Source organism: Stenotrophomonas sp. STEN046, from assembly GCF_056759755.1.
The window spans coordinates 61,913-84,530 of record NZ_JBRRDR010000005.1 but is presented as its reverse complement, the minus strand read 5'-3'; the positions used below and the strand labels follow the sequence as shown (position 1 = coordinate 84,530).

General features: G+C 67.9%; 24 protein-coding genes. 20 read left to right on the top strand and 4 right to left on the bottom strand.

Annotation, left to right across the window (positions count from 1 at the left end; genetic code table 11):
• The first annotated feature begins 3 nt into the window (after positions 1–3).
• The 7 genes from ACVOLJ_RS04330 (at position 4) to ACVOLJ_RS04300 (ending at position 6,473) form a co-directional block, all read left to right on the top strand.
• Positions 4–903, top strand: coding sequence for a peptidylprolyl isomerase (locus ACVOLJ_RS04330; RefSeq protein ID WP_481563544.1), 900 nt, complete (start codon positions 4–6; stop codon positions 901–903).
• A gap of 23 nt (positions 904–926) precedes the next feature.
• Positions 927–2,258, top strand: a complete 1,332-nt coding sequence (locus ACVOLJ_RS04325) for an MFS transporter (protein ID WP_481563543.1) — start codon at positions 927–929, stop codon at positions 2,256–2,258.
• Between the two features lie 103 nt (positions 2,259–2,361).
• Entirely contained in the window at positions 2,362–3,576 is a 1,215-nt protein-coding gene (locus ACVOLJ_RS04320) for an oxygen-independent coproporphyrinogen III oxidase (RefSeq protein WP_481563542.1), read from the top strand.
• Between the two features lie 11 nt (positions 3,577–3,587).
• A complete protein-coding gene (locus ACVOLJ_RS04315) occupies positions 3,588–4,364 on the top strand; it encodes a helix-turn-helix domain-containing protein (protein ID WP_475278967.1) in 777 nt (258 codons plus the stop codon).
• A gap of 20 nt (positions 4,365–4,384) precedes the next feature.
• Positions 4,385–5,128: a molybdate ABC transporter substrate-binding protein gene (gene modA, locus ACVOLJ_RS04310; RefSeq protein ID WP_481563541.1), complete on the top strand. Its 744-nt coding sequence runs from the start codon at positions 4,385–4,387 to the stop codon at positions 5,126–5,128.
• Between the two features lie 3 nt (positions 5,129–5,131).
• A complete protein-coding gene (gene modB / locus ACVOLJ_RS04305) occupies positions 5,132–5,815 on the top strand; it encodes a molybdate ABC transporter permease subunit (RefSeq protein ID WP_475278965.1) in 684 nt (227 codons plus the stop codon).
• Positions 5,805–6,473 (top strand): ATP-binding cassette domain-containing protein, encoded by a 669-nt coding sequence (locus ACVOLJ_RS04300; RefSeq protein ID WP_475278964.1) that lies wholly within the window; start codon positions 5,805–5,807, stop codon positions 6,471–6,473. The genes modB and ACVOLJ_RS04300 overlap by 11 nt, the downstream gene beginning before the upstream one ends.
• Before the next feature lie 94 nt (positions 6,474–6,567).
• Here the strand turns inward: ACVOLJ_RS04300 and ACVOLJ_RS04295 are convergent, their stop codons facing one another.
• The 4 genes from ACVOLJ_RS04295 to ACVOLJ_RS04280 all read right to left on the bottom strand — a co-directional run bounded on the left by ACVOLJ_RS04295 (position 6,568) and on the right by ACVOLJ_RS04280 (position 9,731).
• A complete protein-coding gene (locus ACVOLJ_RS04295) occupies positions 6,568–8,097 on the bottom strand; it encodes a diflavin oxidoreductase (RefSeq protein ID WP_481563540.1) in 1,530 nt (509 codons plus the stop codon).
• A complete protein-coding gene (locus ACVOLJ_RS04290; protein ID WP_481563539.1) occupies positions 8,094–8,522 on the bottom strand; it encodes a PAS domain-containing protein in 429 nt (142 codons plus the stop codon). The genes ACVOLJ_RS04295 and ACVOLJ_RS04290 overlap by 4 nt, the downstream gene beginning before the upstream one ends.
• 163 nt (positions 8,523–8,685) lie before the next feature.
• Entirely contained in the window at positions 8,686–9,000 is a 315-nt protein-coding gene (locus ACVOLJ_RS04285) for an AzlD family protein (RefSeq protein WP_065723444.1), read from the bottom strand.
• A complete protein-coding gene (locus ACVOLJ_RS04280; protein ID WP_481563538.1) occupies positions 8,997–9,731 on the bottom strand; it encodes an AzlC family ABC transporter permease in 735 nt (244 codons plus the stop codon). Before ACVOLJ_RS04280 ends, ACVOLJ_RS04285 begins: the two co-directional genes overlap by 4 nt.
• Positions 9,732–9,858: 127 nt before the next feature.
• On the opposite strand from ACVOLJ_RS04280, the gene ACVOLJ_RS04275 reads away from it, so the two are divergent.
• From ACVOLJ_RS04275 to gspF, 13 genes are all read left to right on the top strand, one after another.
• A complete protein-coding gene (locus tag ACVOLJ_RS04275; protein ID WP_294996037.1) occupies positions 9,859–10,323 on the top strand; it encodes an Lrp/AsnC family transcriptional regulator in 465 nt (154 codons plus the stop codon).
• Between the two features lie 435 nt (positions 10,324–10,758).
• A complete protein-coding gene (locus ACVOLJ_RS04270) occupies positions 10,759–11,439 on the top strand; it encodes a TonB C-terminal domain-containing protein (RefSeq protein ID WP_475278961.1) in 681 nt (226 codons plus the stop codon).
• 16 nt (positions 11,440–11,455) lie between these two features.
• A complete protein-coding gene (locus tag ACVOLJ_RS04265) occupies positions 11,456–11,986 on the top strand; it encodes an RNA polymerase sigma factor (protein WP_475278960.1) in 531 nt (176 codons plus the stop codon).
• A gap of 69 nt (positions 11,987–12,055) precedes the next feature.
• Complete coding sequence (locus tag ACVOLJ_RS04260; protein WP_475278959.1) at positions 12,056–13,036, top strand: FecR family protein; 981 nt, start codon at positions 12,056–12,058, stop codon at positions 13,034–13,036.
• Positions 13,037–13,094: 58 nt separating this feature from the next.
• Positions 13,095–13,646 (top strand): hypothetical protein, encoded by a 552-nt coding sequence (locus ACVOLJ_RS04255; RefSeq protein WP_475278958.1) that lies wholly within the window; start codon positions 13,095–13,097, stop codon positions 13,644–13,646.
• Between the two features lie 120 nt (positions 13,647–13,766).
• Positions 13,767–14,351, top strand: a complete 585-nt coding sequence (locus tag ACVOLJ_RS04250) for a hypothetical protein (RefSeq protein ID WP_475278957.1) — start codon at positions 13,767–13,769, stop codon at positions 14,349–14,351.
• 57 nt (positions 14,352–14,408) lie between these two features.
• Positions 14,409–14,846, top strand: a complete 438-nt coding sequence (gene gspG / locus ACVOLJ_RS04245; RefSeq protein ID WP_475278956.1) for a type II secretion system major pseudopilin GspG — start codon at positions 14,409–14,411, stop codon at positions 14,844–14,846.
• A 9-nt stretch (positions 14,847–14,855) separates the two neighbouring features.
• Positions 14,856–15,761 (top strand): type II secretion system minor pseudopilin GspK, encoded by a 906-nt coding sequence (gene gspK, locus ACVOLJ_RS04240; RefSeq protein WP_475278955.1) that lies wholly within the window; start codon positions 14,856–14,858, stop codon positions 15,759–15,761.
• Positions 15,758–16,921 carry a type II secretion system protein GspL gene (gene gspL / locus ACVOLJ_RS04235; RefSeq protein WP_475278954.1) on the top strand — a complete coding sequence of 388 codons (1,164 nt, stop codon included), beginning with the start codon at positions 15,758–15,760 and terminating at the stop codon, positions 16,919–16,921. Before gspK ends, gspL begins: the two co-directional genes overlap by 4 nt.
• Complete coding sequence (gene gspM / locus ACVOLJ_RS04230) at positions 16,918–17,445, top strand: type II secretion system protein GspM (protein ID WP_475278953.1); 528 nt, start codon at positions 16,918–16,920, stop codon at positions 17,443–17,445. The genes gspL and gspM overlap by 4 nt, the downstream gene beginning before the upstream one ends.
• Positions 17,442–19,823 carry a type II secretion system secretin GspD gene (gene gspD, locus ACVOLJ_RS04225; RefSeq protein ID WP_475278952.1) on the top strand — a complete coding sequence of 794 codons (2,382 nt, stop codon included), beginning with the start codon at positions 17,442–17,444 and terminating at the stop codon, positions 19,821–19,823. The genes gspM and gspD overlap by 4 nt, the downstream gene beginning before the upstream one ends.
• On the top strand, positions 19,820–21,262 hold the full coding sequence (gspE, locus tag ACVOLJ_RS04220; protein ID WP_475278951.1) for a type II secretion system ATPase GspE: 1,443 nt from the start codon (positions 19,820–19,822) through the stop codon (positions 21,260–21,262). The genes gspD and gspE overlap by 4 nt, the downstream gene beginning before the upstream one ends.
• Before the next feature lie 7 nt (positions 21,263–21,269).
• Complete coding sequence (gspF, locus tag ACVOLJ_RS04215) at positions 21,270–22,469, top strand: type II secretion system inner membrane protein GspF (protein ID WP_475278950.1); 1,200 nt, start codon at positions 21,270–21,272, stop codon at positions 22,467–22,469.
• Positions 22,470–22,618: the final 149 nt, after the last annotated feature.

Here is a 22,618-nt window from a genome sequence, read left to right as displayed (position 1 = left end):
GCCATGGGCAACCTGCCGAAGTTCCTGCCGATCACCGTGATCGATTCCGCCCAGCCGGTACCGGCCGAGGCCCACCAGCACCAGCACGCGGGCGCGGAGCAGGGCCCGCGCTCGCTCGGGCAACCGGCGCCGTGCCGGTTGTTCGTGGAGGACACCGCGATCAGCGAGGCCGATATCGCCCGCGAGATGCAGCATCACCGGGCGATGCGCCCGGAACAGTCGCGTGCCGAGGCGGCGCGTGCGCTGGTGGTGCGCGAGCTGCTGCGGTTGGAGGCCGAGCGGCTGGGGCTGCTGGCACCGGGCGGTAGTAGGGTGAGCGATGAAGAAGTGCTGATCCAGCAGCTGCTGGAAGATGCCATCGAAGACCGCGTGCCGAGCGACGAGGACTGCCTGCGTTACTTCGAACAGAATCCGGAGCGTTTCCGTTCGCCGGACCGGGTGCGCCTGCGCCATATCCTGCTGGCCGCGCCGGCCGACGATGTGGCCGGGCGGCTGGAAGCCCGCACCGAGGGCGAGCGCCTGGCCAACGAACTGAAGGAGGCCCCGCACCTGTTTGCCGATTTCGCGTTGCGCCATTCGCGTTGCCCGTCCAGCAGCGAAGGCGGCGATCTGGGGTGGCTGCAGCGTGGGCAGACCACGCCGGAGTTCGATCGCCAGGTCTTCCGCCTGCGCGAGGGCCTGGCCGGTTTCCCGGTGGAATCACGCTGGGGCTACCACGTGGTCAGCATCGATGGCCGCGAAGAAGGCCAGCCGCTGTCGTTCGAGGTGGTGCTGCCGCAGATCCGCGATTACCTGGAACTGCAGGTGCGCCAGCGCGAGGTCCAGGCCTACCTGCTGCAGCTGCAGGAACGCTACCCGGTGCGCGGGCTGGAAGAGATCGAAGCTGAAGCCGAGATCGGCTGACCTACCTTGAACAAGGAGAACCCATGAACCAGGCCCTTGCCCCCGCCAGTGCCGGGCAGCAGCAGCGTGCGCTGTGGCTGAGCACCTTTGCCTTCACCGTGTGCTTTGCGGTGTGGATGATCTTTTCCATCATCGGTATCCAGATCAGCGAGCAGCTGGGCCTGACCGATACCCAGTTCGGCCTGCTGATCGCCACCCCGGTGCTGACCGGTTCGGTCAGCCGCGTGTTCCTTGGCATCTGGTCGGACCAGTTCGGCGGCCGCAAGGTGATGGCGCTGGTGATGCTGTGTGGCGCGGTGGCCACCTGGATGCTGACCTATGCGCACACCTACCCGCAGTTCCTGTTTGCCGCGCTGTGCGTGGGTATTGCCGGTGGCAATTTCTCGGTGGGCGTGGCCTATGTGTCCAAGTTCTTCCCGGCCAGCAAGCAGGGCACCGCGCTGGGCATCTTCGGTGCCGGCAACATCGGTTCGGCGATGACCAAGCTGCTGGCGCCGATGGTGATGGTGGCGGCCGGCTGGATGATGGTGGCCAAGGTGTGGGCGGTGGCGCTGGCGATTACCGCCGTGCTGTTCTTCCTGTTCAGCAAGGAAGATCCGTCGCTGGAACAGCGTCGCCGTGATGGCGTCAAGCCGGTGCCGTTTTCCGAGCAGATGGCGCCGCTGAAGAACCTGCAGGTGTGGCGGTTCTCGCTGTACTACTTCTTCGTGTTCGGTGGCTTTGTTGCCCTGGCGTTGTGGTTGCCGCACTACCTGGTGGGCGCCTACGGCATGGACGTGGGCACGGCCGGCATGCTGGCCGCCTGCTATTCGATTCCCGCCAGCCTGTTCCGCGTGGTCGGTGGCTGGATGTCGGACCGGATGGGCGCGCGCCGCGTGATGTACTGGACCTTCGGTGTGTCGGCCATCTGCACTTTCCTGCTGGCCTACCCGGATACCGAATATGTGGTGAAGGGCATCCACGGCCCGATCCACTTCCACCTGGCCATCGGCGTGGTGATGTTCACCGTGCTGGTGTTCGTGCTGGGCTTCTTCATGTCGCTGGGCAAGGCCGCGGTCTACAAGCACATTCCGGTGTACTACCCGCGGCACGTGGGCGCGGTGGGCGGGGTGGTCGGCATGATCGGCGGGCTGGGTGGCTTCATCCTGCCGATCGTGTTCGGTGCCCTGAATGATGCACTGGGCATCTGGAGCAGCTGCTTCATGCTGCTGTTTGTGGTGGTGTCGGCGGCACTGGCCTGGATGCACTTTGCGATCCGTCGCATGGAGCGCCGTCACTTCCCGCAGATCGACCGCGAGACCGACCTGCCCGAAGCGATCGATGCGGCCGCCGCCGAACGGATGCGCGGCGGGTGAAGGGTGCTGCCGGCCAGCGGCCGGCACTACCGGGGCGGTGCAGATGGGCTGCGCTTGATTTGAATCAGGGCCACAGCAGGAGAGACGCGCGAGGATGTCTGCCATGAGCTTCCATGTTGATGCCAGCGAGGACACGGCGCTGCAGGCCGCATTGCTGCGGCAGCCACGGCACGTGCTGTTTCCGCCGGCTGACCAGTTCAGCGCTGGCTTTGGCGAAAGCGGCTGGCGTGCCGCGGTGCGGGCCAGCAACGAGCACCTGATCCCGCGTGGACTGACGTTGGGCTTCCAGGCCGGCCGCCTGGCCCATGATGTGCCGGCAGAACGTTACCTGGACACCCTGTTGACCGCGTTGCGCCTGCACGCTGATGCACTGGCCGACGACCGCGAAGCGGTGGCGATGGTGCTGCAGCTGGGGTTGGCCGAAGCCTTGCCGCCACGCCTGCTTGGCCAGTTGCTGGATGCGGTGCCGCAGCACCTGCGCACCGTGGCACGGCCGCAGGTGGAGGTGCGGCTGGATGCCGGCAGCGACCTGGCGCCGGCGCAGCTGCGGGCGGTCGGCTGTACCCGCCTGAATGTGATCGATCGCGCCGATGCACCCGGTCCGGCGCTGCTGGTGCAGGCGCGTGGTGCAGGGTTCACTGCACGCTACTACCAGCTGCGCGTGCCGGGCGCCGGCGATGAGGGTTTCATCGGCCGCCTCCAGGCGGTGCTGGACGAAGCGCCCGAACGGGTGCTGCTGCCGGCGCCGTGTGCGCTGCCGGCGCAGCCATCATCCGAACGCTGGCTGCAGGCCTGGCGGCTACTGCGTGAGGCCGGCTACGTGGGCATCGGCGGCGACCACTACCAGCGCGGCGACCTGCCGCACCCCAACGGTGCTGGCGACGGCCAGCGGCACTGCGACCTTGCCGGCGTGCCACGGCGCGACCGCAGTGATTTCATCGGCATCGGCCTGGCTGCGTGCAGCCAGATCGGCGAAGTGTTCTGCCGCACCGAAGACGGGCTGGAGCACTGGCAGGCGCGCCTGCAGGCCGGGCACGTGGGCGTGGCCGCCGGCTTGATCCTGTCTGAAGAAGAGCGGCTTGCCGCCGAGGTCGCGCAGAGCATCGCCTGCGACCACGCTGTGGATGCGGCTGCGTTCGAATGGCGCAACGATGTTCCCTTCGAACAGTGCTTTGCCGATACCTTGCCTTCACTTGTGCCGCTGCTGGCGCGCGGCTGGGCCCACTGGGACGGGCGCGTGCTGCGCCTGGCCGAAGAGGGACGCCTGCTGTGGCGTATGATGGCAGCCTGCTTCCGGCCGGCGGCCGCCATCGCTTGAGTGTTGTCACGATGTCCTCAACTCCGCCACCCCAGGGCCGTCTCGGCCGGGCCACACCGAACCCCGCGGCTGCCGACGATGGCGATGCACTGCATTTCTGCAGCACCTGCGCGTTTTCCGATGCGTGCATGTCGCAGGGCTATGACAAGACCGCGCTGGGTGACCTGCATGTGCTGGTCGACCACGTCGGTCCGTTCCACGCCGGCGACTACATCTTCCGTGCCGGTGAATCGTTCGATTCGATTGCGGCGGTGCGCGCGGGCATGGTCAAGACCTTTGTCGATGACAGCCAGGGCAATGAACAGGTGCTGGGCTTCAGCCTGCCGGGCGAGGTGATCGGCCTCAACGCGATCCACGGGTCGCGCTTTCCCTGCAATGCGGTGGCGCTGGATACGGTGCATCTGTGCCGGATCTCCTTCCCCAAGCTGAGCCTGCTGGCCACGCGCATGCCGGGGTTGCAGGCCAAGCTGTTCAGTCTGCTCAGTGCCGAGATCGGCAAGGTCGCCACGCTGGCGGCCAACCACCGTACCGAGGAACGCATGGCCGCTTTCCTGCTGGACATGTCCGAGCGTTATGCGCGGCGCGGTTTCTCCGCCACGCGTTTCAACCTGACCATGGCCCGCACCGAGATCGCCAACTACCTGCGCATGGCGCCGGAAACCGCCAGCCGCGTGCTGCGGCGGTTGAGCGATGACGGTGTGATTGCGGTGAAACAGCGCGAGATCCTGCTGCTGCAACCCGAGCGGCTGGCGGCACTGGCCGCAGCCGACGAGAACGAACCCGATTGAGTCAGGCCAAGGAGCCGACGATGAAGCGTTGCGTGATGGTGGTGCTGGGGCTGCTGGCGACACTGCCTGCATGGGCTGCCGACCTTACCGTGTCGGCCGCATCAAGCCTGACAGAGAGTTTCCGCGAGCTGGGAAGCGCCTACGAGAAGGCCAACCCCGGCAGCAGGATCGACTTCAACTTCGCCGCGTCGGGCGTGCTGCAGCAGCAGATCAGCCGCGGCGCACCGGTGGATGTGTTCGCTTCGGCCGATGAAGCGACGATGGACCAGGCGGCACAACAGAAGCTGCTGGCCGCCGGCACGCGCGAGGTGTTCGCGGTGAATGCGCTGTGGGTGGTGGTGCCGCCGGATGCGAAATCGCCACCGCGTGCACTGACCGACCTGGCCGGGAATACCGTGCAGCGTATCGCGCTGGGCAACCCGGACAGCGTGCCGGTGGGCCGCTATGCGAAGGGTGCGCTGGAAAAGGCCGGCCTATGGCCGGCGGTGCAGGGCAGGGTGATCAGCACGCAGAACGTGCGGCAATCGCTGGATTACGTGGCACGCGGCGAAGTGGATGCAGGCTTTGTGTACGCCACCGATGCGCAGGCGATGCCTGACCGTGTGCGGCGTGCCTTCCAGGTGCCGGTGGCCGGACGCATCGCCTATCCGTTGGCGGTGGTGCAGGCCAGCGCGCAGCCGGTGGAAGCCCGGCGCTTCGTGGCCTTCGTACGCTCGGCGCAGGGCCAGGCGATCCTGCAGAAGCACGGGTTCGGCAAGCCCTGAGTGATGGACCTGGACTGGAGCGCCCTGGGGTTGTCGTTGAAGGTGGCCGGCTGGGCCACCGCGATCAATCTGGTGGTTGGCGTGGCGCTGGGGGCACTGCTTGCACGGCGGCGCTTCCCAGGCCGGGAACTGCTGGATTCGATACTGACGTTGCCGATGGTGCTGCCGCCAACGGTACTGGGCTATTACCTGCTGGTGCTGATTGGCCGCAATGGTCCCATTGGCGCCTGGCTGCAATCGTGGTTCGGCATCAACCTGGTGTTCACCTGGCAGGCTGCGGTGATCGCCGCAGCGGTGGCCTCGTTGCCGCTGGTGTTCAAACCGGCGCGCGCAGCCTTCGAAGGCGTGGACGGACAGTTGGAACAGGCGGCGCGCACGCTGGGCGTTTCCGAGGCCGCCGTGTTCTTCCGCATTACCCTGCCACTGGCATGGCGCGGGATTCTCGCCGGCCTGCTGCTTGCGTTTGCGCGTGCGATGGGTGAATTCGGTGCCACGCTGATGGTGGCCGGCAGCATTCCCGGCCGCACCCAGACGCTTTCAATCGCGATCTACGAGGCCGTGCAGGCCGGGCAGGATGGCAAGGCCAACGCGCTGGTGATCCTGACCTCGATCGTATGCATCGTGATCCTGCTGCTGGCTGCACGCTTGGTCGGCGGCCGCCGCCAGGAGTTGCGCGATGTGGCTTGACCTGCAGGTGCAGCGGCGCTTCAACGGTGCCGGCCAGGATTTCGTGCTGGACGTTGCGCTGCAGTGCACGCAGCGGCAGGTGGTGCTGTTCGGCCCCTCGGGTGCGGGCAAGAGCCTGACCCTGAAGGCGGTTGCCGGCCTGCTGCGGCCCGGGCAGGGGCATGTGCGCCTGCAGGGGCAGACGTTGTTCGATGCTGGTGCCGGCGTGGACCTGCCGCCGCAGGCGCGCCGGCTGGGTTATGTATTCCAGGACTACGCGCTGTTTCCGCACCTGAGCGTGCGCCAGAACGTGGCGTTCGGGCTGCAGCGCGGCTGGTTGAATCCGCGCCGTGGCCAGCGTTTCGACGCCGTGGAGCAATGGCTGCAGGCATTCCGTATCGACCAGGTGGGCGATCTGCTGCCCTCGCAGGTCTCGGGCGGGCAACGCCAGCGTACCGCCTTGGCACGAGCGCTGGTGACGCAGCCGCAGGCACTGCTGCTCGACGAACCGTTCTCCGCGCTGGACCATGACCTGCGGCAGCATCTGCGCCAGGAGCTTGAGACGGTACTGGACAAGACTGGCATTCCGTTGCTGCTGATCAGCCACGATCCGCAGGACGTCGCTATGTTTGGCCAGCAGGTGGCACGCGTTGTAGACGGCCGCATCGTCGGCGGTTGACCTGCTTCCTGTAGAGCCGAGCCCATGTTGGGCTGCCGTCGACAGTGTCGCGGAGAGCAGTCGAGCATGGGCTCGGCTCTACAGGATCAACGGATCAATACAATTCGCAGTGGGTGCGGCCTTCACTACGCAATGTGTCCCAGTGCCCTTCGCCACCGATGGCATCGATGGCCTCGCGCACCGCGCCTTCCAGATGGCTCTTGTTGCCGCACAGGTACAGATGCCCGCCGCGGGCCAGCACGTCGCACACCTCGTTGGCACGTTGCTGCAGCACGTGCTGCACATAGACCTTCTGTGCGCTGTCGCGTGAGAACGCGGTATGCAGGCCGGCCAGTACGCCGCGCGACTGCCAGTCCTGGAGCTGTTCGCGGTACAGGAAATCATGCGCATGCTGTTTCTCGCCGAACACCATGTGCACCTCGCGCCGGCAGCCGGTGGCCTGCAGTTCCTGCATCAGGCCCATCAACGGCGCGATCCCGGTGCCGGTGCCGACCAGCAGCAGCGGTGCATCGCCCGCATCGGGCAGATGGAAGCCGGGATTGGAGCGGCAGTACACGCGCGCGGTATCGCCCCCATGCAACAGGCTGCCGGTGGCGGTGCCGAAGCGCTCGCGGCCGCGCAGCGTGTAGCGCACTTCGCGCACGCACAGGCTCAGCTGGTCATCGCGCGGGTGCGAGGCGATCGAATAGGCACGCGGCAGGCGTGGTGACAGCAGCTCGCGAAGGCGGGCCAGCGGGATGCTGTCCGGGCTGGCGTGGTCCTGCAGGATGTCCAGCAGGTCCAGCCCATGCAGATACGCCTCCAGTTCGCGCTTCTGGCTGACCTTCAGCAGGCCCTTCAGTGCCTCGCTGCCGCCCAGTTTGGCCAGTTCACGCAACACGCCCTTGCTCAGCAGGCGCAGTTCGCGGTCGTGCAGCGTGGTCACGGCAGCGTTGTCGCCGTACCAACGGGCCAGTGCCTGCAGCAGTGCCGGATCGTTTTCCGGCACCAGATGCAGGGTGTCGCCCGCGCGATAGGCCATGCCGCTGCCGGCAATGTCCAGCTGCAGATGCCACGCGGCCGGATCGCTGCTGTTCAAGCGGCGACGTTCGAGGATGCGCGCGGCAAAGGCATTGTCATCGCCATAGGCGGTGACCTGCAGGCGCAGGTCCTGGCCGGCGGCGGTGTCACCTTCCAGCACCTGGCCCAGTACCGGCTGCCATTGCTGGAAGAAGTTCTCGTAACCCAGATCGGCATCGACACGCTGCAGCAGCGGCTGTGCCTGGCGCGCGCTCAGGGCGGCATCCAGTGCCTTGGTGAAGCCGCAGAAGCTCGGGTAGCCGGTATCGCCAAGCCCGAATACCGCGTAGCGCAGGCCGGGCAGGGCCGGGGCCTGGCGCAGCGATTCAAAGAAGCGCTCGCCGTTGGCGGGCGGCTCGCCATCGCCGAACGAGCTGGAGATGGCCAGCAGTACATCGCCTTGGCCGAGGCTGGCCACATCGATGTCGTTGAATGCGAGCACCTGCGGCTGGTGGGGCCGCAGGTCCGCGCCCAGGCGCTGGGCCAGGGCGCGGGCATTGCCCGACTCGGAGGCGAAGCCCACCAGCAGACGGCTGATGGGCAGGCAGGTCGGGATGGCGTTCACGCCGCCTCGTAGAAGTCGTCGAACTTTTCCTTGCTGAACTCGACCAGGTCGTAGTTCTGCATCAGGTCGTTCACCACGCGGCGGATGCTGATGTAGGAGGTGATGTTGCCATCGGTATCGAACAGCGGCTGCACGGTGGTATCGACCACGTAGAGCACGCCGCCCTTGCCCAGGTTCGGCACGATGCCGGTCCAGGTCTTGCCGGCCTTGATGGTGTCCCACATGTCCTTGTAGACCGCCTTGGGCACATCCGGGTGGCGCACGATGCTGTGCGGCTGGCCGATCAGTTCTTCGCGCCCGAACCCGGTGAGCGTGCAGAACAGGTCGTTGGCGTAGGTGATGTTGCCCTGCAGGTCGGTGGTGGAGATCACCATGACGTTCTGCATGGCATTCAGCAGCTGGGCGTTGTCGGGGGGGTAGCTCATCGCAGGTCCTTTGGATGCCGGTGACGCCGGCGTATTGGGTTCCTGCATAGAGATACGCCCGCGCGGCGGCGGGCGGATTGACATTGATCAAGACGGTGGCGGGATCGGCTGCGACCGGGTGTCGCAGGGGGTGTTTCGCCGGACATGGCCCGGCGAAGAGGCGTCAGCCCATCAGGTAACGCAACACCCCGGCCGATACCACACCGATCAACACCGTGGGCAGCATCGAAAACCGCGTGGCGACCAGCAGCGTGATGGCCAGCGCGGCCAGATCGGCCGGCTTGTCCGCCACGAAGTCCGGGGCGATCACCGAGATCAGCACGCAGCCCGGGGCGGCTTCCATCACGGTCACTGCGCGCTTGCTGAGCGTGCGGTTGCGCAGCGCGAGAAAGCCGATGATGCGGGTCAGATAGGTGGCGGCCGCCATCAGCACGATGGTCAGCACCGAGGTCCAGTGGATCAGTCCGTTGAAGATCATGCGGCGTCCTCGGCCAGCAGCCAGGCGGCGGCCAACCCGGCCAGCGCACCGCTGGCGACATACCAGGCACCCGGCACCAGCAGGTAGGTGGTCGCTGCCACCAGCAGGCTGACCAGCCAGGGGCGCGCGGCCTTCACGCCCTGCCACATGCCACGCAGCAGCACCAGGAACACCGCCGGGAAGGCCATGTCGAACCCGTAGGCGTGGATGTCGCCCAGCAGCGGGCCAACGATCGCACCCAGTGCGGTGCAGGCCACCCAGACCGTGTACAGGCCGGCCGAGACGCCCAGGTAGTAGGACAGGCTGAAACCGAGGGCGCGCCGGCGGGCGTCGGCCACGCCCATCGCCCAGCTCTCGTCGCACATGAAGAACAGGGCCGGCAGTACACGGCGGCGCGGCAGGTGCTGCAGCAGCGGTGCGAGTGCGGCGCCCATCAGCAGGTGGCGGCTGTTGACCAGGGCGGTGATGGCCACGATCAGGGCGATATGCGGCGGCGATGTCCACAGTTCGACGGCGGCGAACTCGGAGCCGCCGGCGAAGTTGAGGCCGGTCATCAGTGGCACTTCCAGTGCGGTCAGGCCCTTCTGCGCGGCCTGGGCACCGAGCACCAGCGCAAAGGGAATGAAGCCGATCATCACCGGCACGGCCGCGCGCAGGCCACGCAGGAATTCGGCGCGCGGGGCGGTATCGCAGGCGGCCTCAGGCAGGGGGAGGGTGGTACGGGCGTCCATGGAACGACACAACGAAGTGGGGGTGGCCCATGCTAGCGGTCCGATCGCGAAATCGGGTTGCGTTGATGCCATTGAAACGCTGACTATTGATATTCCATGCGCTCAAGACCGCCTGCGGTGAAATCCAATGCAGTACCAGCTCGATAATCTGGACCGGCGCATTCTCGATGCGCTGCAGCGCGATGGCCGCCTGCAGAACCTGGAGCTGGCGCGCCAGGTCGGGCTCTCTCCTTCGGCATGCCTGCGCCGGGTGCGGCTGCTGGAGGATGGCGGTTACATCGACCGCTACGTGGCCCTGCTGAACGAAGCAAAGGTGGGCCGCGGCTTCACCGTGTTCGTGCGGGTGTGGCTGCGCGGGCAGGACGAGGACACCACCAATCACTTCATCAACAGCATCAAGTCCTTCCCGGAAGTGCTTGAATGCCATCTGATGGCCGGTGACTGCGATTTCCTGCTGCGGGTGGCGGTGGCTGACCTCGATGCGTACCGCCAGTTCCAGATGCAGCACCTGAACCGGATCGCCGGGGTGCAGAACACCAAGACCGAGATCCCGATGCAGCGGATCAAGCAGACGACGCAGTTGCCGCTTTGAGGAATGGAGGGTTTCCGGCCGGGTTGCACCCGGCACCCGCGGTAGTGCCGGCCGCTGGCCGGCGACCTCAGGAGCAGCAGCAACAGCTGGCCTGCTGAGGGATGGCGGGGTGGGTCCGGTTACGGGGGACGCTGCAAGTACGTCCCTGTAAGCTCGGTCGCCGCATCCATGCGGCTCACGCCCCCGCAACCGGACCCACCCCGCCTTCGACAGTTCCCCGCGATCTTTCGGGGTCGGATCCCGTTGCTGCGCAACGGGCTCTGACCCCAGGAGCAGATGGCGTCACGGCGCCCGGCTCGACGTCGGCCGTAGGCAGCGGTCATCGCAATGACATCTGGCGCCGGTACGGTTTGAGCCCGCTTGCTGGTCGCGCGCGGGCCGGGTCGCCGGTCGTGCTGCGCTGCTGCTGCAGCTGCTGTCGCTGCCGAGGGTCATGTGTTCTACGTCAGGGGGCTGAATGGACACCGTGCGGTCAGAATCTGGAAGGTGGCCATCGCCGCAGGGCTGCTGCTGTGCTTTGCCGCTGCCGCACAGGACGGTGGCCATGCCTACGACATCCCTGCGCAGCCGCTGGAACAGGCGGTCGAGCGCTTCAGTGTCATCAGCGGGTGGTCGGTGATGTATCCGGGCGACCTGGCTGCCGGGCGCCGCAGCCATCCGCTGCACGCGCGCCTGCCAGCGCTGCCTGCGTTGCAGATGCTGCTGCAGGACAGCGGCATCGAGGCCGAGGTGATTGGCGACCAGCGCGTGGTACTGCGCCGGGGCGCGCCGGCCGGGGGTGATGCCGTGGTGCCGGACGAACCGCCCGCTGCCGAGCGTCGCCGCCGCTATGGCGACCTGCAGCAGCGCCTGCGCGCGGCGTTCTGTGACGACCCCGATCTGGCGCCCGGCCGCTATGCCGCAGCGCTGCGCTTCCGCATCAACCACGACGGCCAGGTGCGCGAGGCCGAGCTGCTGTCCGGCAGTGGCAGTGCGCGGCGTGACACACGCCTGCTGCAGGCGCTGCAGGGCCTGGTGCTGGCCGCCGACGCGGCTGCGCTGCCACAGCCGGTGACGCTGCAGATCCGGCCTTCCAGCACCGACCACGATTGTGGCCGGCGCGCGTCCCCTCCATGACTTCAAGGATCTGAACATGAGCAACGGTACGGCTGGGGCAGTTGACCTGATGGACCACCTGTTGGGCGCCTACGACGAGCTGAAGCGCCGCTTGGTGCGCAAGCTGGGTTCGGAGGAACTGGCGGGCGATGCGCTGCAGGACACCTGGATGCGGCTGAGCGCGCGCCGTGATCGCCTGGACGCGGTGCAGAACCCGGCGGCCTACCTGCTGCGCATGGCGATGAATACCGTGATCGACCGCCAGCGGGCCGATCATCGCCTGCTGAGCCTGGAAGAGGTGGACACGCTGATGGACCTGGCCGACCCGGCGCCGGGCCCGGCACAGGCCGCCGAGCTGGAGTTCGCGCTGGAGGACATGGTGGCCCTGCTGCAGCGCATGCCCGAGCGCCGCCGCCGCATCCTGCTGGCGATCCGCGTGGACGGGCTGCAGCAGCGCGACGTGGCCGATCACCTTGGCGTGTCGTTGCGGCTGGTGCAGCGTGAGCTGAAGGCCGCGCAGGACTACCTGGCCGAACGCAATGGCCAGGGGCGCCAGGTGCGGTTCTGAGCGACGGCATCCGTCTACACTTTGACGCCGAGCAGAACCCCGCAGCGTGCGGGTCCGGCATGAGCTCCCATGGACGCTGACGATCGCCCGCAACGCCCGCTGGATGCCGTCGAGCGTCAGGCGCACGCGTGGGTGGTGCGGCTGACCTCCGGCGAAGCCACCGCGGCCGAAGGGCGCAGGTTCCGGGCGTGGTGCGAGGCCGATCCGCGCCATCGCGAGGCGTTCGGCCGTGCACGCCGGCAGTGGCAGCAGGTACGCCTGGCGGGCGAGCAGCTGCCGGCCGCCGCGCGCCAGCCGGTAGCGCCCGGTCCGGCGCAGCGCTGGAGCCGCCGTGCCTTCCTTGGCGCTGCGATTGCCGCACCGGCCAGCCTGGCGGTGGTGGCAGCGATCCGTCCGCCGCTGGGGCTGTGGCCGTCGGTCAGCGCGATGGCGGCCGATTTCCATACCGGCACCGGCGAGCGGCTGCAGATCACGCCCTCGCCACGGCTGACGATCGAACTGGACACGCAGAGCAGCCTGCGGCGTCGCGCTGACGGGCAGGGCGAGAGCTTCGAGCTGGTGCAGGGCCAGGCCGCGATCGAGACCCGGGCCGGTCTGCGCCTGGCGCTGTTCTGCGGGCCAGGCTGCGTGATTGCCGACGAAGGGGCGGTGCGCCTTGACGTGCGCAATACCCAGGGCCAGGTGCGGGTGACCTGCCTGCGCGGCAGTGCCCGCATCGAGCACCCGCAGGGCAGGTTGCAGCTGCAGGCCGGCCAGCAGACCCGTTACGACGAGCGCCTCAGTGGCGTGGTGGCCGAGGCCGTGGCCGCCGAAGTCAGTGCCTGGACCTCGGGCATGCTGGTGTTCCGCCGTGCACCGCTGCGCGATGTGGTGGAGGAGATCAACCGCTATCGGCGCGGCAAGGTGCTGCTGGGTGAATCGGCACTGGCCCGCGCGCCGGTCAGTGGCCGCTTCCGCATCGACGATCCGGATGCCGCACTGGAGCAGCTGCGACTGACGATGTCACTGGACCTGCGTCGCTTTCCGGGTGGCATTGCCGTCCTTGGGTAGATGATGAATCCGGCCGTGCGCGCTGCGCAGGGCCATCGCAAGCCAGGAGAGGCCAAGGATGCGCAACGAGACCGTGGGCGTGCTGGACCTGCGCCGGAATCTTTCAGCACTGCTGGAAACCACGCAGCGACAGCCGTTGACGGTGCAGCGCTATGGCTCACCCTGGGTGTGCGTGGTATCCGATGCGCAGTGGCAACGGCAGGCGGCGCTGTTGCACTTCGAACCGCAGGCGCATCCGCTGGCGATGCTGTTGCGGCTGCAGCGGCAGGCACTGCCCCTGCCGGAGAATGGTGTATTGCCTGCGGCCGCGATGGCCCGTGCGCTGCTGTTGATGGCCATGCATGGCGTCGGCGATCTGCCGCAGTTGCACGAACAGGTGCAGTTCCACCGCCTGTGGCACTGGTTCGTTGCCGGCACCGAGGGCGTGATGGACGGTTGGCATCTGCCTGCACTGCGTGTTGCGATGGCGTCATGGATGGATGACGCAGACATGACCGATGCACTGGTTGCGTTTTCCGAGCGCAGTGACGTTGCGATCCTGGCGCGGCGCTGCGGTGGTCAGGCGCCGCGGCTGGAGCGCGAAGCCTGCAGGTTGATGACGCTGTCGTGACGTTCCGCATGAAGCGCAACGCAGTGCGCAGAGATGCATTTGCGCTGTCGCTTCATCTGCCTTGCCGACGTCTTCTCCAGAGTACGACGCACCACGCGTCGCGGAGCGCAGGCGACGCCGATGGCAGACAGTCGCAGGATCAGCATGCTGGAGCTGGACCGTCACCTGAGCCAGTCACTGGAGCAGGCGCGGCATGCACCGTTGAACGTGCAGCGTTACGGGCATTCCTGGGTCTGGGTACTGTCCAGCGACGCCTGGGCTGACGCCGCGCGCTGGGCTTCATTGGACAGCACGGCGCACCCGCTGCTTGCATTGCGCGGTGCACTCGACCCACAGCTGCGGCCCTGGCCCGAGTGCGCGGCGATGCTGCTGCCGCTGGACGCAGGCGATGCGCGCGTGCTGCAACGCGCGGCACTGCTGGTGGTGATGCGTGGGTTGAACAGTGCGCAGCGCGTCTACGACGACCTTCGCTACCACCAGGCCTACCGGCAGTTCATCGGCATCGACCACGGCACGGTGTGGTCACCGATGCACTGCGTACGCCTGTTGCAGGCCAGCGCGCATCCGCTGCTGCGTGCCTGCATCGACGAAACGCTGGGCACGCTTCCTTTGCCGTTGCTGCAGGCGGCGTGCGTGCCCACCGTACGTGCTGCACCACTGCAGGCACAGCCGCAGCGAATAGCGGGCGGATGTTTATCGTACTGACACATGCACCGCTGACCATGGCGCAGCGGTCTCTTCCTGGATGACGAGGGCGGAACAATGGCAAGGCAGGTGGCTGGTCGCAGGGCTCGGCAGCAGGGTTTCAGCCTGATCGAGATCATGGTGGTGGTGGTGATCATCGGCATCCTTGCCGCATTGATCGTGCCGCGTTTGATGGATCGCCCGGACCAGGCCCGCGTGGTTGCAGCGCGCCAGGATATCGCCGCGTTGATGCAGGCATTGAAGCTGTTCAAGCTGGACAACGGCCGCTACCCCAGCGCGGAGCAGGGACTGCAGGCGCTGGTGAAGCCGCCGCAGGGCAGCGGCGCGATGCCGGCTACCCCGTATCTGGACCGCCTGCCAAATGATCCGTGGGGTCACCCGTACCAGTACCAGATTCCGGGCAGCCACGCTGATATCGATGTGTTTTCGCTGGGCGCGGACAGCAAGCCCGGCGGCGACGCCGGGAACGCGGACATCGGTTCCTGGCAGCTCTGAGGCGCGCCGATGGCAGCCCGGATGCGATCGGTTCCGCGCGCCCGCCAGCGCGGCATGGCGGTGATCGTGGCGATGCTGGTGGTGGCACTGGTGGCGGTGATCGCCACCGCGCTGCTGACCCGGCAGTCGGCGCAGCTGCGCGCGTTGCGCGGCGACCAGCTGCGCGCCCAGGTGCGCATGGCGGTGGACGCCACGTTGGAACGTGCGGCGCAGCAGCTGCGCGCGGACGCGCACGAACAGCTGACGACCGTGCGCAGCGGGCGCTGGGCACAGCCGTTGCAGCTGCAGGCGCCGCTGCCGGTGCAGCTACAGCTGGTCGATGCGCAGTCGATGTTCAACCTGCGCAATCTTCTTGCCCATGGCAGGGCGGACCCCGATGCCCGGCAGGCATTCATTGCGTTGTGCTCCGGGCAGGGCCTGGGGCCGGGCGCCTGTGCATCTGCGGCCAACCACATCCAGGCGCGCCTGCGCGATGGCGATATCCAGGCGCAGGCCCCGCTGCCGCGTGAATCGCTGATCGCGCAGGCATTGCCAGGTGCAGACCCGGCCGCCGTACAGGCATTGGCGCGGCGCACGGTGGTGCTGCCGGCACAGACGCTGGTCAACGCCAACACCAGTGATCTGAGCGTCCTGCAGGCGGTCACCCCAGGTATCGATCCCGGGCGCCTGCAGGCGCTGCTCGGCGAGCGTGACGGCGGCCACTGGCTGCTCAACCGCGGCGATATCGCCAACCGGCTTCAACTGAGCAACGCGCAGATGGCGGTAGTGCCCCTTGGCATTCATAGTGAGTGGTTCCTCGCCGTCGGCCAGGTGCAGGCCGATGGCAGCACGGTCGACTTCCGGGCGCTGATCTGGCGCGAGTACCGCGACGACAGCGTGCGCGTGCAGCGGGTGTGGACGAGGATCGGCGCATGAGCGTGCAGCTGAGGATTCGCCTGCCGGCGTTGCAGCGGCTGCGTGCCGACAGCGCGGTGGAATGGGCGCAGCTGCACAAGGGCCAGCTGCTGGCCCACGGCTGCGAGGCGTTGGCCGTGCTGGGCCAGCGTCATCCGCAGGCTGCGGTGCTGGCCGGTCTGGATCCGCACGACCTGATCCTGCTGGAGCTGCAGTTGCCGCCGTTGTCAGGGCGTCGCCTGCAGGCCGCCGTGCAGGGTGAAGTGGAGGCGATGCTGCTGGACGACCTGCAGGAGGTGGCGTTGGCGCATGGAGCGCAGGCGGCCGATGGCAGCGTGCCGGTGGCCTGGCTGGGCCAGCACGCGATCGCGCAGGCACAGCAGGTGTTGGCGTCGTGCGGCCTGCAGCTGCAGGCGCTGTATCCAACGCCGTTGCTGCTGCCCTGCAGGCAGGCCCAAGCCACGCTGCAGGCCTGCGGTGAGCACCTGCTGGTGCGCAGCGGGCGCGATCGTGGCTTCGTGCAATGGTGCGGCGGGCGTGACACCGGTGTGGTCATGCAGGCCTTGGCAGCGCGCCTGCAGCAGTCCGGCGTGCAGGCCGTGCAATGGATCGACAGCGTGCCGTCGGCGTGGCCGCAGAGCCTGCCGGCAACCGCACTCGCGCAGGAACTGCAGGCGAGCGGGACCCTGCCGGCGTGGTCATTGCCGCTGCCGGGCCGCAGCAGGCAGGCACCGCGGCTGGCGATCGGCCTGGCATTGGCAGCGGTGGTGCTGGCGGCGTTGGGCCTGCAACTGCAGGTCTCGCGCTGGCGCAACGAGGGCGAGACGCTGCAGCAGGACATGGCACGGCAGTTCAGCGCGCACTTCCCGGAGATCACCGATGTGGTGGACCCGGTACTGCAGGCGCGGCGCGCGCTTGCAGTGCCACCACCGGCGCCCCCCTTGCCGCCAGTGCAGCGGCAGGTGGCCAGCACGCTGCAGGCCGTCCCCGAACTGGGCGGCCAGGTGCGTGGCCTGCATTACGCACCGGGCCTGCTGGAACTGGAGCTGGACGACGACGCGCGAGCATTGGCCGATGATCCGCAGCGGCTGGAACAATGGCAGCAGGCCGCGCAGGCGCAGGGCCTGCAGCTGGTGCGCGAGGCCGGTGGGCGGCTGCGCGTGAGCGGGGGCGGGCAGTGACGGCCGCGCGCCTGCGCCTGCACGAGGGCACGGCTGGCCTGCAGCAGCGCTGGCAGCGCCTGCCGCCGCGCGATCGCGGCATGCTGGCACTGATGGTGATGGCGTTGCTTGCAGCAGGCCTGTGGTCGTTCTGGCTGGACCCGCTGCTGAAGCAGCGCAGCCACTGGCAGGCCGAACTGCCGCGGCTGCAGGTACAGGCGCGCGCCTTGGCGCCGCTGCTGCGTGCCCGCGAGCAGCAGCGACAGTTGCAGGGGCAGCTGCCGACGCTGGCCGCGCTGCGCGGACAGATCAAGACGGCCGGCCTTGCCGACGGACTGCATATCGAAGCACGCGATGGGCGCTGGCACCTGCAGGTGCAGGCCGTACCCGCCGACGCGCTATGGAACTGGCTGTTGCCGTTGCTGGCCGACCCGGCCATCGAACTGCAGCAACTGCAACTGACACGGACAGGGGATGCGAACATGCCGGCGGCGCGGATTTCCGGAAACATCGTGATGGCCCCCACGGCGGGTGGCCGTCCATGAGGGCGATGCGCAGCCTTGCCTGCAGCGCCGCGCTGGCCGTGGTGGTGGGCATGGCCCCTGTACCAGCGCCGGTGCTGGCGCAGGATGCCCGCGATGAGCCGGTACAGTTGAACCTGGTCGATACCGATATCGGCGGTGTGCTGCGCATGGCGGCGCGCTTCACCGGTCGCCAGTTCCTGGTTGACCCACGGGTGACCGGCAAGATGACCGTGGTATCCGACGGCCCGGTCAGCCGTACCCAGGCCTACCAGTTGCTGCTGGGGGCGCTGCGCATGCGCGGCTTTGCCGTGGTCGAGAACGGCGGTGTCAGCCGGGTGGTGCCGCAGGCCGATGCCAAGCTGCTCGGTGGCCGTGTGGGCGCCGGCGGTGCGGGCGGCGAGGTGGCCACGCGTACCTTCGCGCTGCGTTACGAGAATGCCGCTGCGCTGGTGGCGGTGTTGCGGCCGATGATCAGCCCGGACAATCCGATCACGGCCAACCCGGGCAACAACACGCTGGTGATCACCGACTACGCCGATAACCTGGAACGCATCGCGCGGGTGATCGCCAGCGTGGATACCCCGGCCGGCATGGACACCGATGTGGTGAAACTGCAGCAGGGCATCGCCGTGGACGTGGCGGCGATGGTCGCCCCGCTGCTGGACGCGCAGGGCGCCGAGCCCTCGCAGAAGGTGGTGGTGATGGCCGATCCGCGCAGCAACAGCGTGCTGCTGCGCTCCAGCAGCCCGGGTCGCACGCGGTTGGCGCGGCAGCTGGTGGAGAAGCTGGACAAGGCACAGGATGAATCCGGCAACCTGCACGTGGTGTACCTGCGCAACGCCCAGGCCACGCAACTGGCAGGGGTGCTGCGCGGCGTGGTGGCAGGACAGACCGATGCACCGGCGATGGGCAGCAACGAAGGCATCACGGCGCAGTCCACCGACAACAGCCGCGCCACGCCCGCGCAGCCGTCGCAGACGCAGCCGGCCAAGCCCGGTGGCAATGCGCTGGAGTCGCAGCGGCTGGACCCGAACCGCCGCGACCCGATCGACGCCGGCAGCACCGGCTTCAGCCAGAACGGCGTCTCGGTGCAGGCGGACGTCGCCACCAACACGTTGCTGATCTCGGCACCGGAACCGGTGTACCGCAACCTGCGGCGGGTGATCGACCAGCTCGACCAGCGCCGTGCGCAGGTGCTGGTGGAAAGCCTGATCGTGGAGGTGAACCAGACCGATGCAGCCGAACTGGGCGTGCAGTGGATGCTGGGCAATGGGCGCACCTTCGGCGGCACCCATTTTGGCGGCGTCACCGGCGGCAGCGGCCTGAGCACCACCGCACGTACCACCCTGGATGTGCTGCCCAGGGATGGCCTGAACATCGGTGTGATCGACGGCACCATCAACCTGCCCGGCGTGGGCCAGATCCTCAACATGAAGGCGCTGGCAAACGCGCTGCAGAGCAAGGGCGGGGCCAACATCCTGTCCACGCCGAACCTGATGACGCTGGACAACGAGGCGGCCAGCATCATGGTCGGGCAGACCGTGCCGTTCGTCAGCGGCCGCTACGTGACCGACGGTGGCGGCGGCAGCAACAACCCGTTCCAGACCATCGTGCGCGAGGACGTGGGCCTGAAGCTGCGGGTGCGCCCGCAGATTTCCGAAGGCGGCACGGTGAAGCTTGACATCTACCAGGAGGTCAGCAGCATCGACGCGCAGAGCGCGAACAGTACCGCCGGCATCATCACCAACAAGCGTGCACTGGATACCAGCGTGCTGCTGGATGACGGGCAGATCATGGTGCTGGGTGGCCTGCTGGAAGACAGCGTCAGCCATGGCCGTGATGCCGTGCCGGGTCTGGGAAAGATCCCGGTGCTGGGTGCGTTGTTCCGCAGCGACACCCGCAAGCGCGCCAAGACCAACCTGATGGTGTTCCTGCGCCCGCACGTGGTGCGTGACCCGGCGGCTGGCCAGCGCTTGACCCGCGACCGCTACGACTACATGCGAAATGCCCAGGCCGCTGCACAGCCGGTACAGAGCTGGGCATTGCCGGCGCTGTCGGCACCGCAGCTGCCGCCGCAGGACCTGTCCGTGCTGGGCCAGGGCAATGCGCGCGATGGACAGGGCCAGCCGTTGCAGAACACCAGCCTGGCGGCGCTGTACCCGGCCGGTGATGGCGATGCGCAGCTGGTGCAGTTCGCGCAGGGCCTGGACCATGCACGGGCCAGCCAGGGTGTCGCGCAGGTGCGGGCACTGGGCCTGCAGGCCTACGCCGAGGCCACGCCGGGCGAGGGCAGCCAGCGCCTGCGGGTGCGCCTGCCGCGCGATCCGGCGAAGCTGGACCCGGCACTGCAGCAGCTGCGCGGGCTGGGCTACACGCCGGAACTGGTGATCGGGCCGTGACCACGACGTCGCCGCTGCCAACATTGCCGTATGCCTGGGTGCGCAGCCATGGCGTGATGCTGGCCGAGGCCGACGGTGAGCCCGTGCTGCTGGGTCGGCCTGATACGGCGGCATGGGCCGTGGCTGAACTACGTCGCCGGCATGGCCCATTGCCATTCCAGACACTGGATGCCGGCGCGTGGCAGCAACGCCTGGGCGAGCAGTACCGTGATGGCGGCGATGCCGCGGCCGTGGTCGGCGCCGCTGAAAGCGAAGTCGATCTGGACCGGTTGATGCAGGACATGCCGGAGGTCACCGATCTTCTGGATGCACAGGATGATGCGCCGGTGATCCGCATGATCAACGCGTTGCTGGCACAGGCTGCCCGTGATGGCGCCAGCGACCTGCACATCGAGCCCTTCGAGACCCATTCGGTGGTGCGCTACCGGGTGGACGGCACCCTGCGCGACATGGTGCAGCCGCGGCGTGCACTGCACGCAGCGCTGGTCTCGCGCATCAAGATCATGGCGCACCTGGATATTGCCGAAAAGCGCCTGCCGCAGGACGGACGCATTGCGATCCGCGTTGGCGGGCGGCCGCTGGATATCCGTGTCTCCACGGTGCCGACCGGGCATGGCGAGCGTGCCGTGCTGCGCCTGCTGGAAAAGGATGCCGGCCGCCTGCAGCTGCAGCGGCTGGGCATGGCCGATGACACCCTGGCGACCTTCACCGGGTTGATCCGCCAGCCGCATGGCATCGTGCTGGTCACCGGCCCGACCGGCAGCGGCAAGACCACCTCGCTGTATGCCGCGCTGGGCCAGCTCGACAGCAGCACCAGCAACATCCTCACCGTGGAAGATCCGGTGGAGTATGACTTCGCCGGCATCGGCCAGATCCAGGTCAACGCACGCATCGGCATGAGCTTCGGCACCGCGCTGCGCGCCATCCTGCGGCAGGACCCGGACACCATCATGATCGGCGAGATCCGCGACCTGGAGACCGCGCAGATTGCGGTGCAGTCATCGTTGACCGGGCATGGCGTGCTGGCCTCGCTGCACACCAACGACGCCATCTCGGCGGTGACCCGCCTGGCCGACATGGGCGTGGAGCCATTCCTGCTGGCCTCGTCGCTGCGTGGTGTGCTGGCGCAGCGGCTGGTGCGGCGGCTGTGCACGCAGTGCCGGCGCGCCGAGGTGGATGGCGAAGGCCAAACCGTGTGGCGTGCGGTGGGCTGCCCGGCCTGTGCCAACAGCGGCTATCGGGGGCGCACCGGCATCCATGAACTGTTCGTGGTCGATGACAGCGTGCGTGCACTGATCCATGAAGGGCAGGGCGAGCCTGCGCTGCGCGAGGCCGCGCGACGTGCCGGCATGCGCACGCTTCGGCAGGATGGCCAGCGCTGGGTCGACAGCGGGGTGACCACGCTGGAAGAAATCGTGCGCGTCACCGGCGACGACTGAGGCCTGCATGGCACTGTTCGATTACCAGGCCGCCAACGCACAGGGCCGCATCGAGAAGGGGCAGCTGGATGCCGACAGCCCGCGTGGTGCGCGCCAGCTGCTGCGCGGGCGTGGCTTGACCCCTGTGCAGGTAAGCGCGGCGCGCAGCGCCGGCGGTGGCTGGGGCGCGCGCAGGCTTTCGGCAAGCGAGCTGGCGTGGGCCACGCGGCAGCTGGCCAGCCTGCTGGCTGCCAGCCTGCCGCTGGAAGGCGCGTTGAGTGCGGTGATCGAACAGGCCGAGCGCCCGCACGTCGCGCAGGCGCTTACCGCGGTGCGCGCCGATGTGCGCGCCGGCCAGCGCCTGACTGTTGCACTGGCAGCGCGGCCACGCGATTTTCCACCGATCTACCGGGCACTCGTGGGCGCGGGCGAAGACTCCGGTGATCTGGCGCGCGTGATGGAGCGTCTGGCCGACTACATCGAAGAACGCAATGCGCTGCAGGCCAAGGTACTGACCGCTTTCATCTACCCGGCCGCGATCAGCCTGGTATCGGTGGCGATCGTGATCTTCCTGCTCAGCTACGTGGTGCCGCAGGTGGTGACCGCGTTCGTGCAGGCACGGCAGACGCTGCCGATGCTGACCCAGGTGATGCTGGCGGCCAGCGCGTTCGTACGCAGCTGGGGCGTGTGGGCAGGGCTGGGAATAGGTGCGCTGGTGGTGGCATGGCGACTGGCCTTGCGCAGGCCCGAACTGCGCCTGCGCTGGGACGCGATGCTGCTGCGGGTGCCGATGGTCGGTCGTTTCGTGCTGGGCGTGAACAGTGCGCGCTTCGCCTCGACGCTGGCGATCCTGCTGGATGCCGGTGTGCCGCTGCTGCGCGCACTGGAGGCGGCCCGGCAGACCTTGGGAAATGCGCTGCTGGCGCGCTGTGCTGCTGACGTGTCCGCGCGCGTGCGCGAAGGCGCCGCGCTGGGCGCTGCATTGAAAGTCCAGAAGGTATATCCACCGATCCTGGTGCATCTGGTGGCCAGCGGCGAAAAAACCGGCGCATTGGCGCCGTTGCTGGATCGCGCCGCGCAGACGATCTCGCGCGAGATCGAGCGTCGCGCGATGGCGCTGACCGCGCTGCTGGAACCAACCATGATCCTGGTGATGGGTGGCGTGGTGCTGACGATTGTGCTGGCAGTACTGATGCCGATCATGGAAATGAATCAGCTGGTGCAGTGATGCGCGACGCGCATCACCGGTAGTGCCGGGCCATGCCCGGCGGGTGCGCGGCGCCGCACGCTTTCTATTCTCCACACAATCCTCCACACCTTTTTTCGATCTTCCACAGGTTTCTTAAGCGGCCTGTCATCGGCGCCGACCAGCATAGC

Bases quoted from the DNA above. Each gene is read 5' to 3' on its own strand.
- ACVOLJ_RS04330 (WP_481563544.1), top strand. From the start codon at position 4: ATGGGCAACCTGCCGAAGTTCCTGCCGATCACCGTGATCGATTCCGCC.
- ACVOLJ_RS04325 (WP_481563543.1), top strand. From the start codon at position 927: ATGAACCAGGCCCTTGCCCCCGCCAGTGCCGGGCAGCAGCAGCGTGCG.
- ACVOLJ_RS04320 (WP_481563542.1), top strand. From the start codon at position 2,362: ATGAGCTTCCATGTTGATGCCAGCGAGGACACGGCGCTGCAGGCCGCA.
- ACVOLJ_RS04315 (WP_475278967.1), top strand. From the start codon at position 3,588: ATGTCCTCAACTCCGCCACCCCAGGGCCGTCTCGGCCGGGCCACACCG.
- modA (WP_481563541.1), top strand. From the start codon at position 4,385: ATGAAGCGTTGCGTGATGGTGGTGCTGGGGCTGCTGGCGACACTGCCT.
- modB (WP_475278965.1), top strand. From the start codon at position 5,132: ATGGACCTGGACTGGAGCGCCCTGGGGTTGTCGTTGAAGGTGGCCGGC.
- ACVOLJ_RS04300 (WP_475278964.1), top strand. From the start codon at position 5,805: ATGTGGCTTGACCTGCAGGTGCAGCGGCGCTTCAACGGTGCCGGCCAG.
- ACVOLJ_RS04290 (WP_481563539.1), bottom strand. From the start codon at position 8,522: ATGAGCTACCCCCCCGACAACGCCCAGCTGCTGAATGCCATGCAGAAC.
- ACVOLJ_RS04285 (WP_065723444.1), bottom strand. From the start codon at position 9,000: ATGATCTTCAACGGACTGATCCACTGGACCTCGGTGCTGACCATCGTG.
- ACVOLJ_RS04280 (WP_481563538.1), bottom strand. From the start codon at position 9,731: ATGGACGCCCGTACCACCCTCCCCCTGCCTGAGGCCGCCTGCGATACC.
- ACVOLJ_RS04275 (WP_294996037.1), top strand. From the start codon at position 9,859: ATGCAGTACCAGCTCGATAATCTGGACCGGCGCATTCTCGATGCGCTG.
- ACVOLJ_RS04265 (WP_475278960.1), top strand. From the start codon at position 11,456: ATGAGCAACGGTACGGCTGGGGCAGTTGACCTGATGGACCACCTGTTG.
- ACVOLJ_RS04260 (WP_475278959.1), top strand. From the start codon at position 12,056: ATGGACGCTGACGATCGCCCGCAACGCCCGCTGGATGCCGTCGAGCGT.
- ACVOLJ_RS04255 (WP_475278958.1), top strand. From the start codon at position 13,095: ATGCGCAACGAGACCGTGGGCGTGCTGGACCTGCGCCGGAATCTTTCA.
- ACVOLJ_RS04250 (WP_475278957.1), top strand. From the start codon at position 13,767: ATGGCAGACAGTCGCAGGATCAGCATGCTGGAGCTGGACCGTCACCTG.
- gspG (WP_475278956.1), top strand. From the start codon at position 14,409: ATGGCAAGGCAGGTGGCTGGTCGCAGGGCTCGGCAGCAGGGTTTCAGC.
- gspK (WP_475278955.1), top strand. From the start codon at position 14,856: ATGGCAGCCCGGATGCGATCGGTTCCGCGCGCCCGCCAGCGCGGCATG.
- gspL (WP_475278954.1), top strand. From the start codon at position 15,758: ATGAGCGTGCAGCTGAGGATTCGCCTGCCGGCGTTGCAGCGGCTGCGT.
- gspD (WP_475278952.1), top strand. From the start codon at position 17,442: ATGAGGGCGATGCGCAGCCTTGCCTGCAGCGCCGCGCTGGCCGTGGTG.
- gspF (WP_475278950.1), top strand. From the start codon at position 21,270: ATGGCACTGTTCGATTACCAGGCCGCCAACGCACAGGGCCGCATCGAG.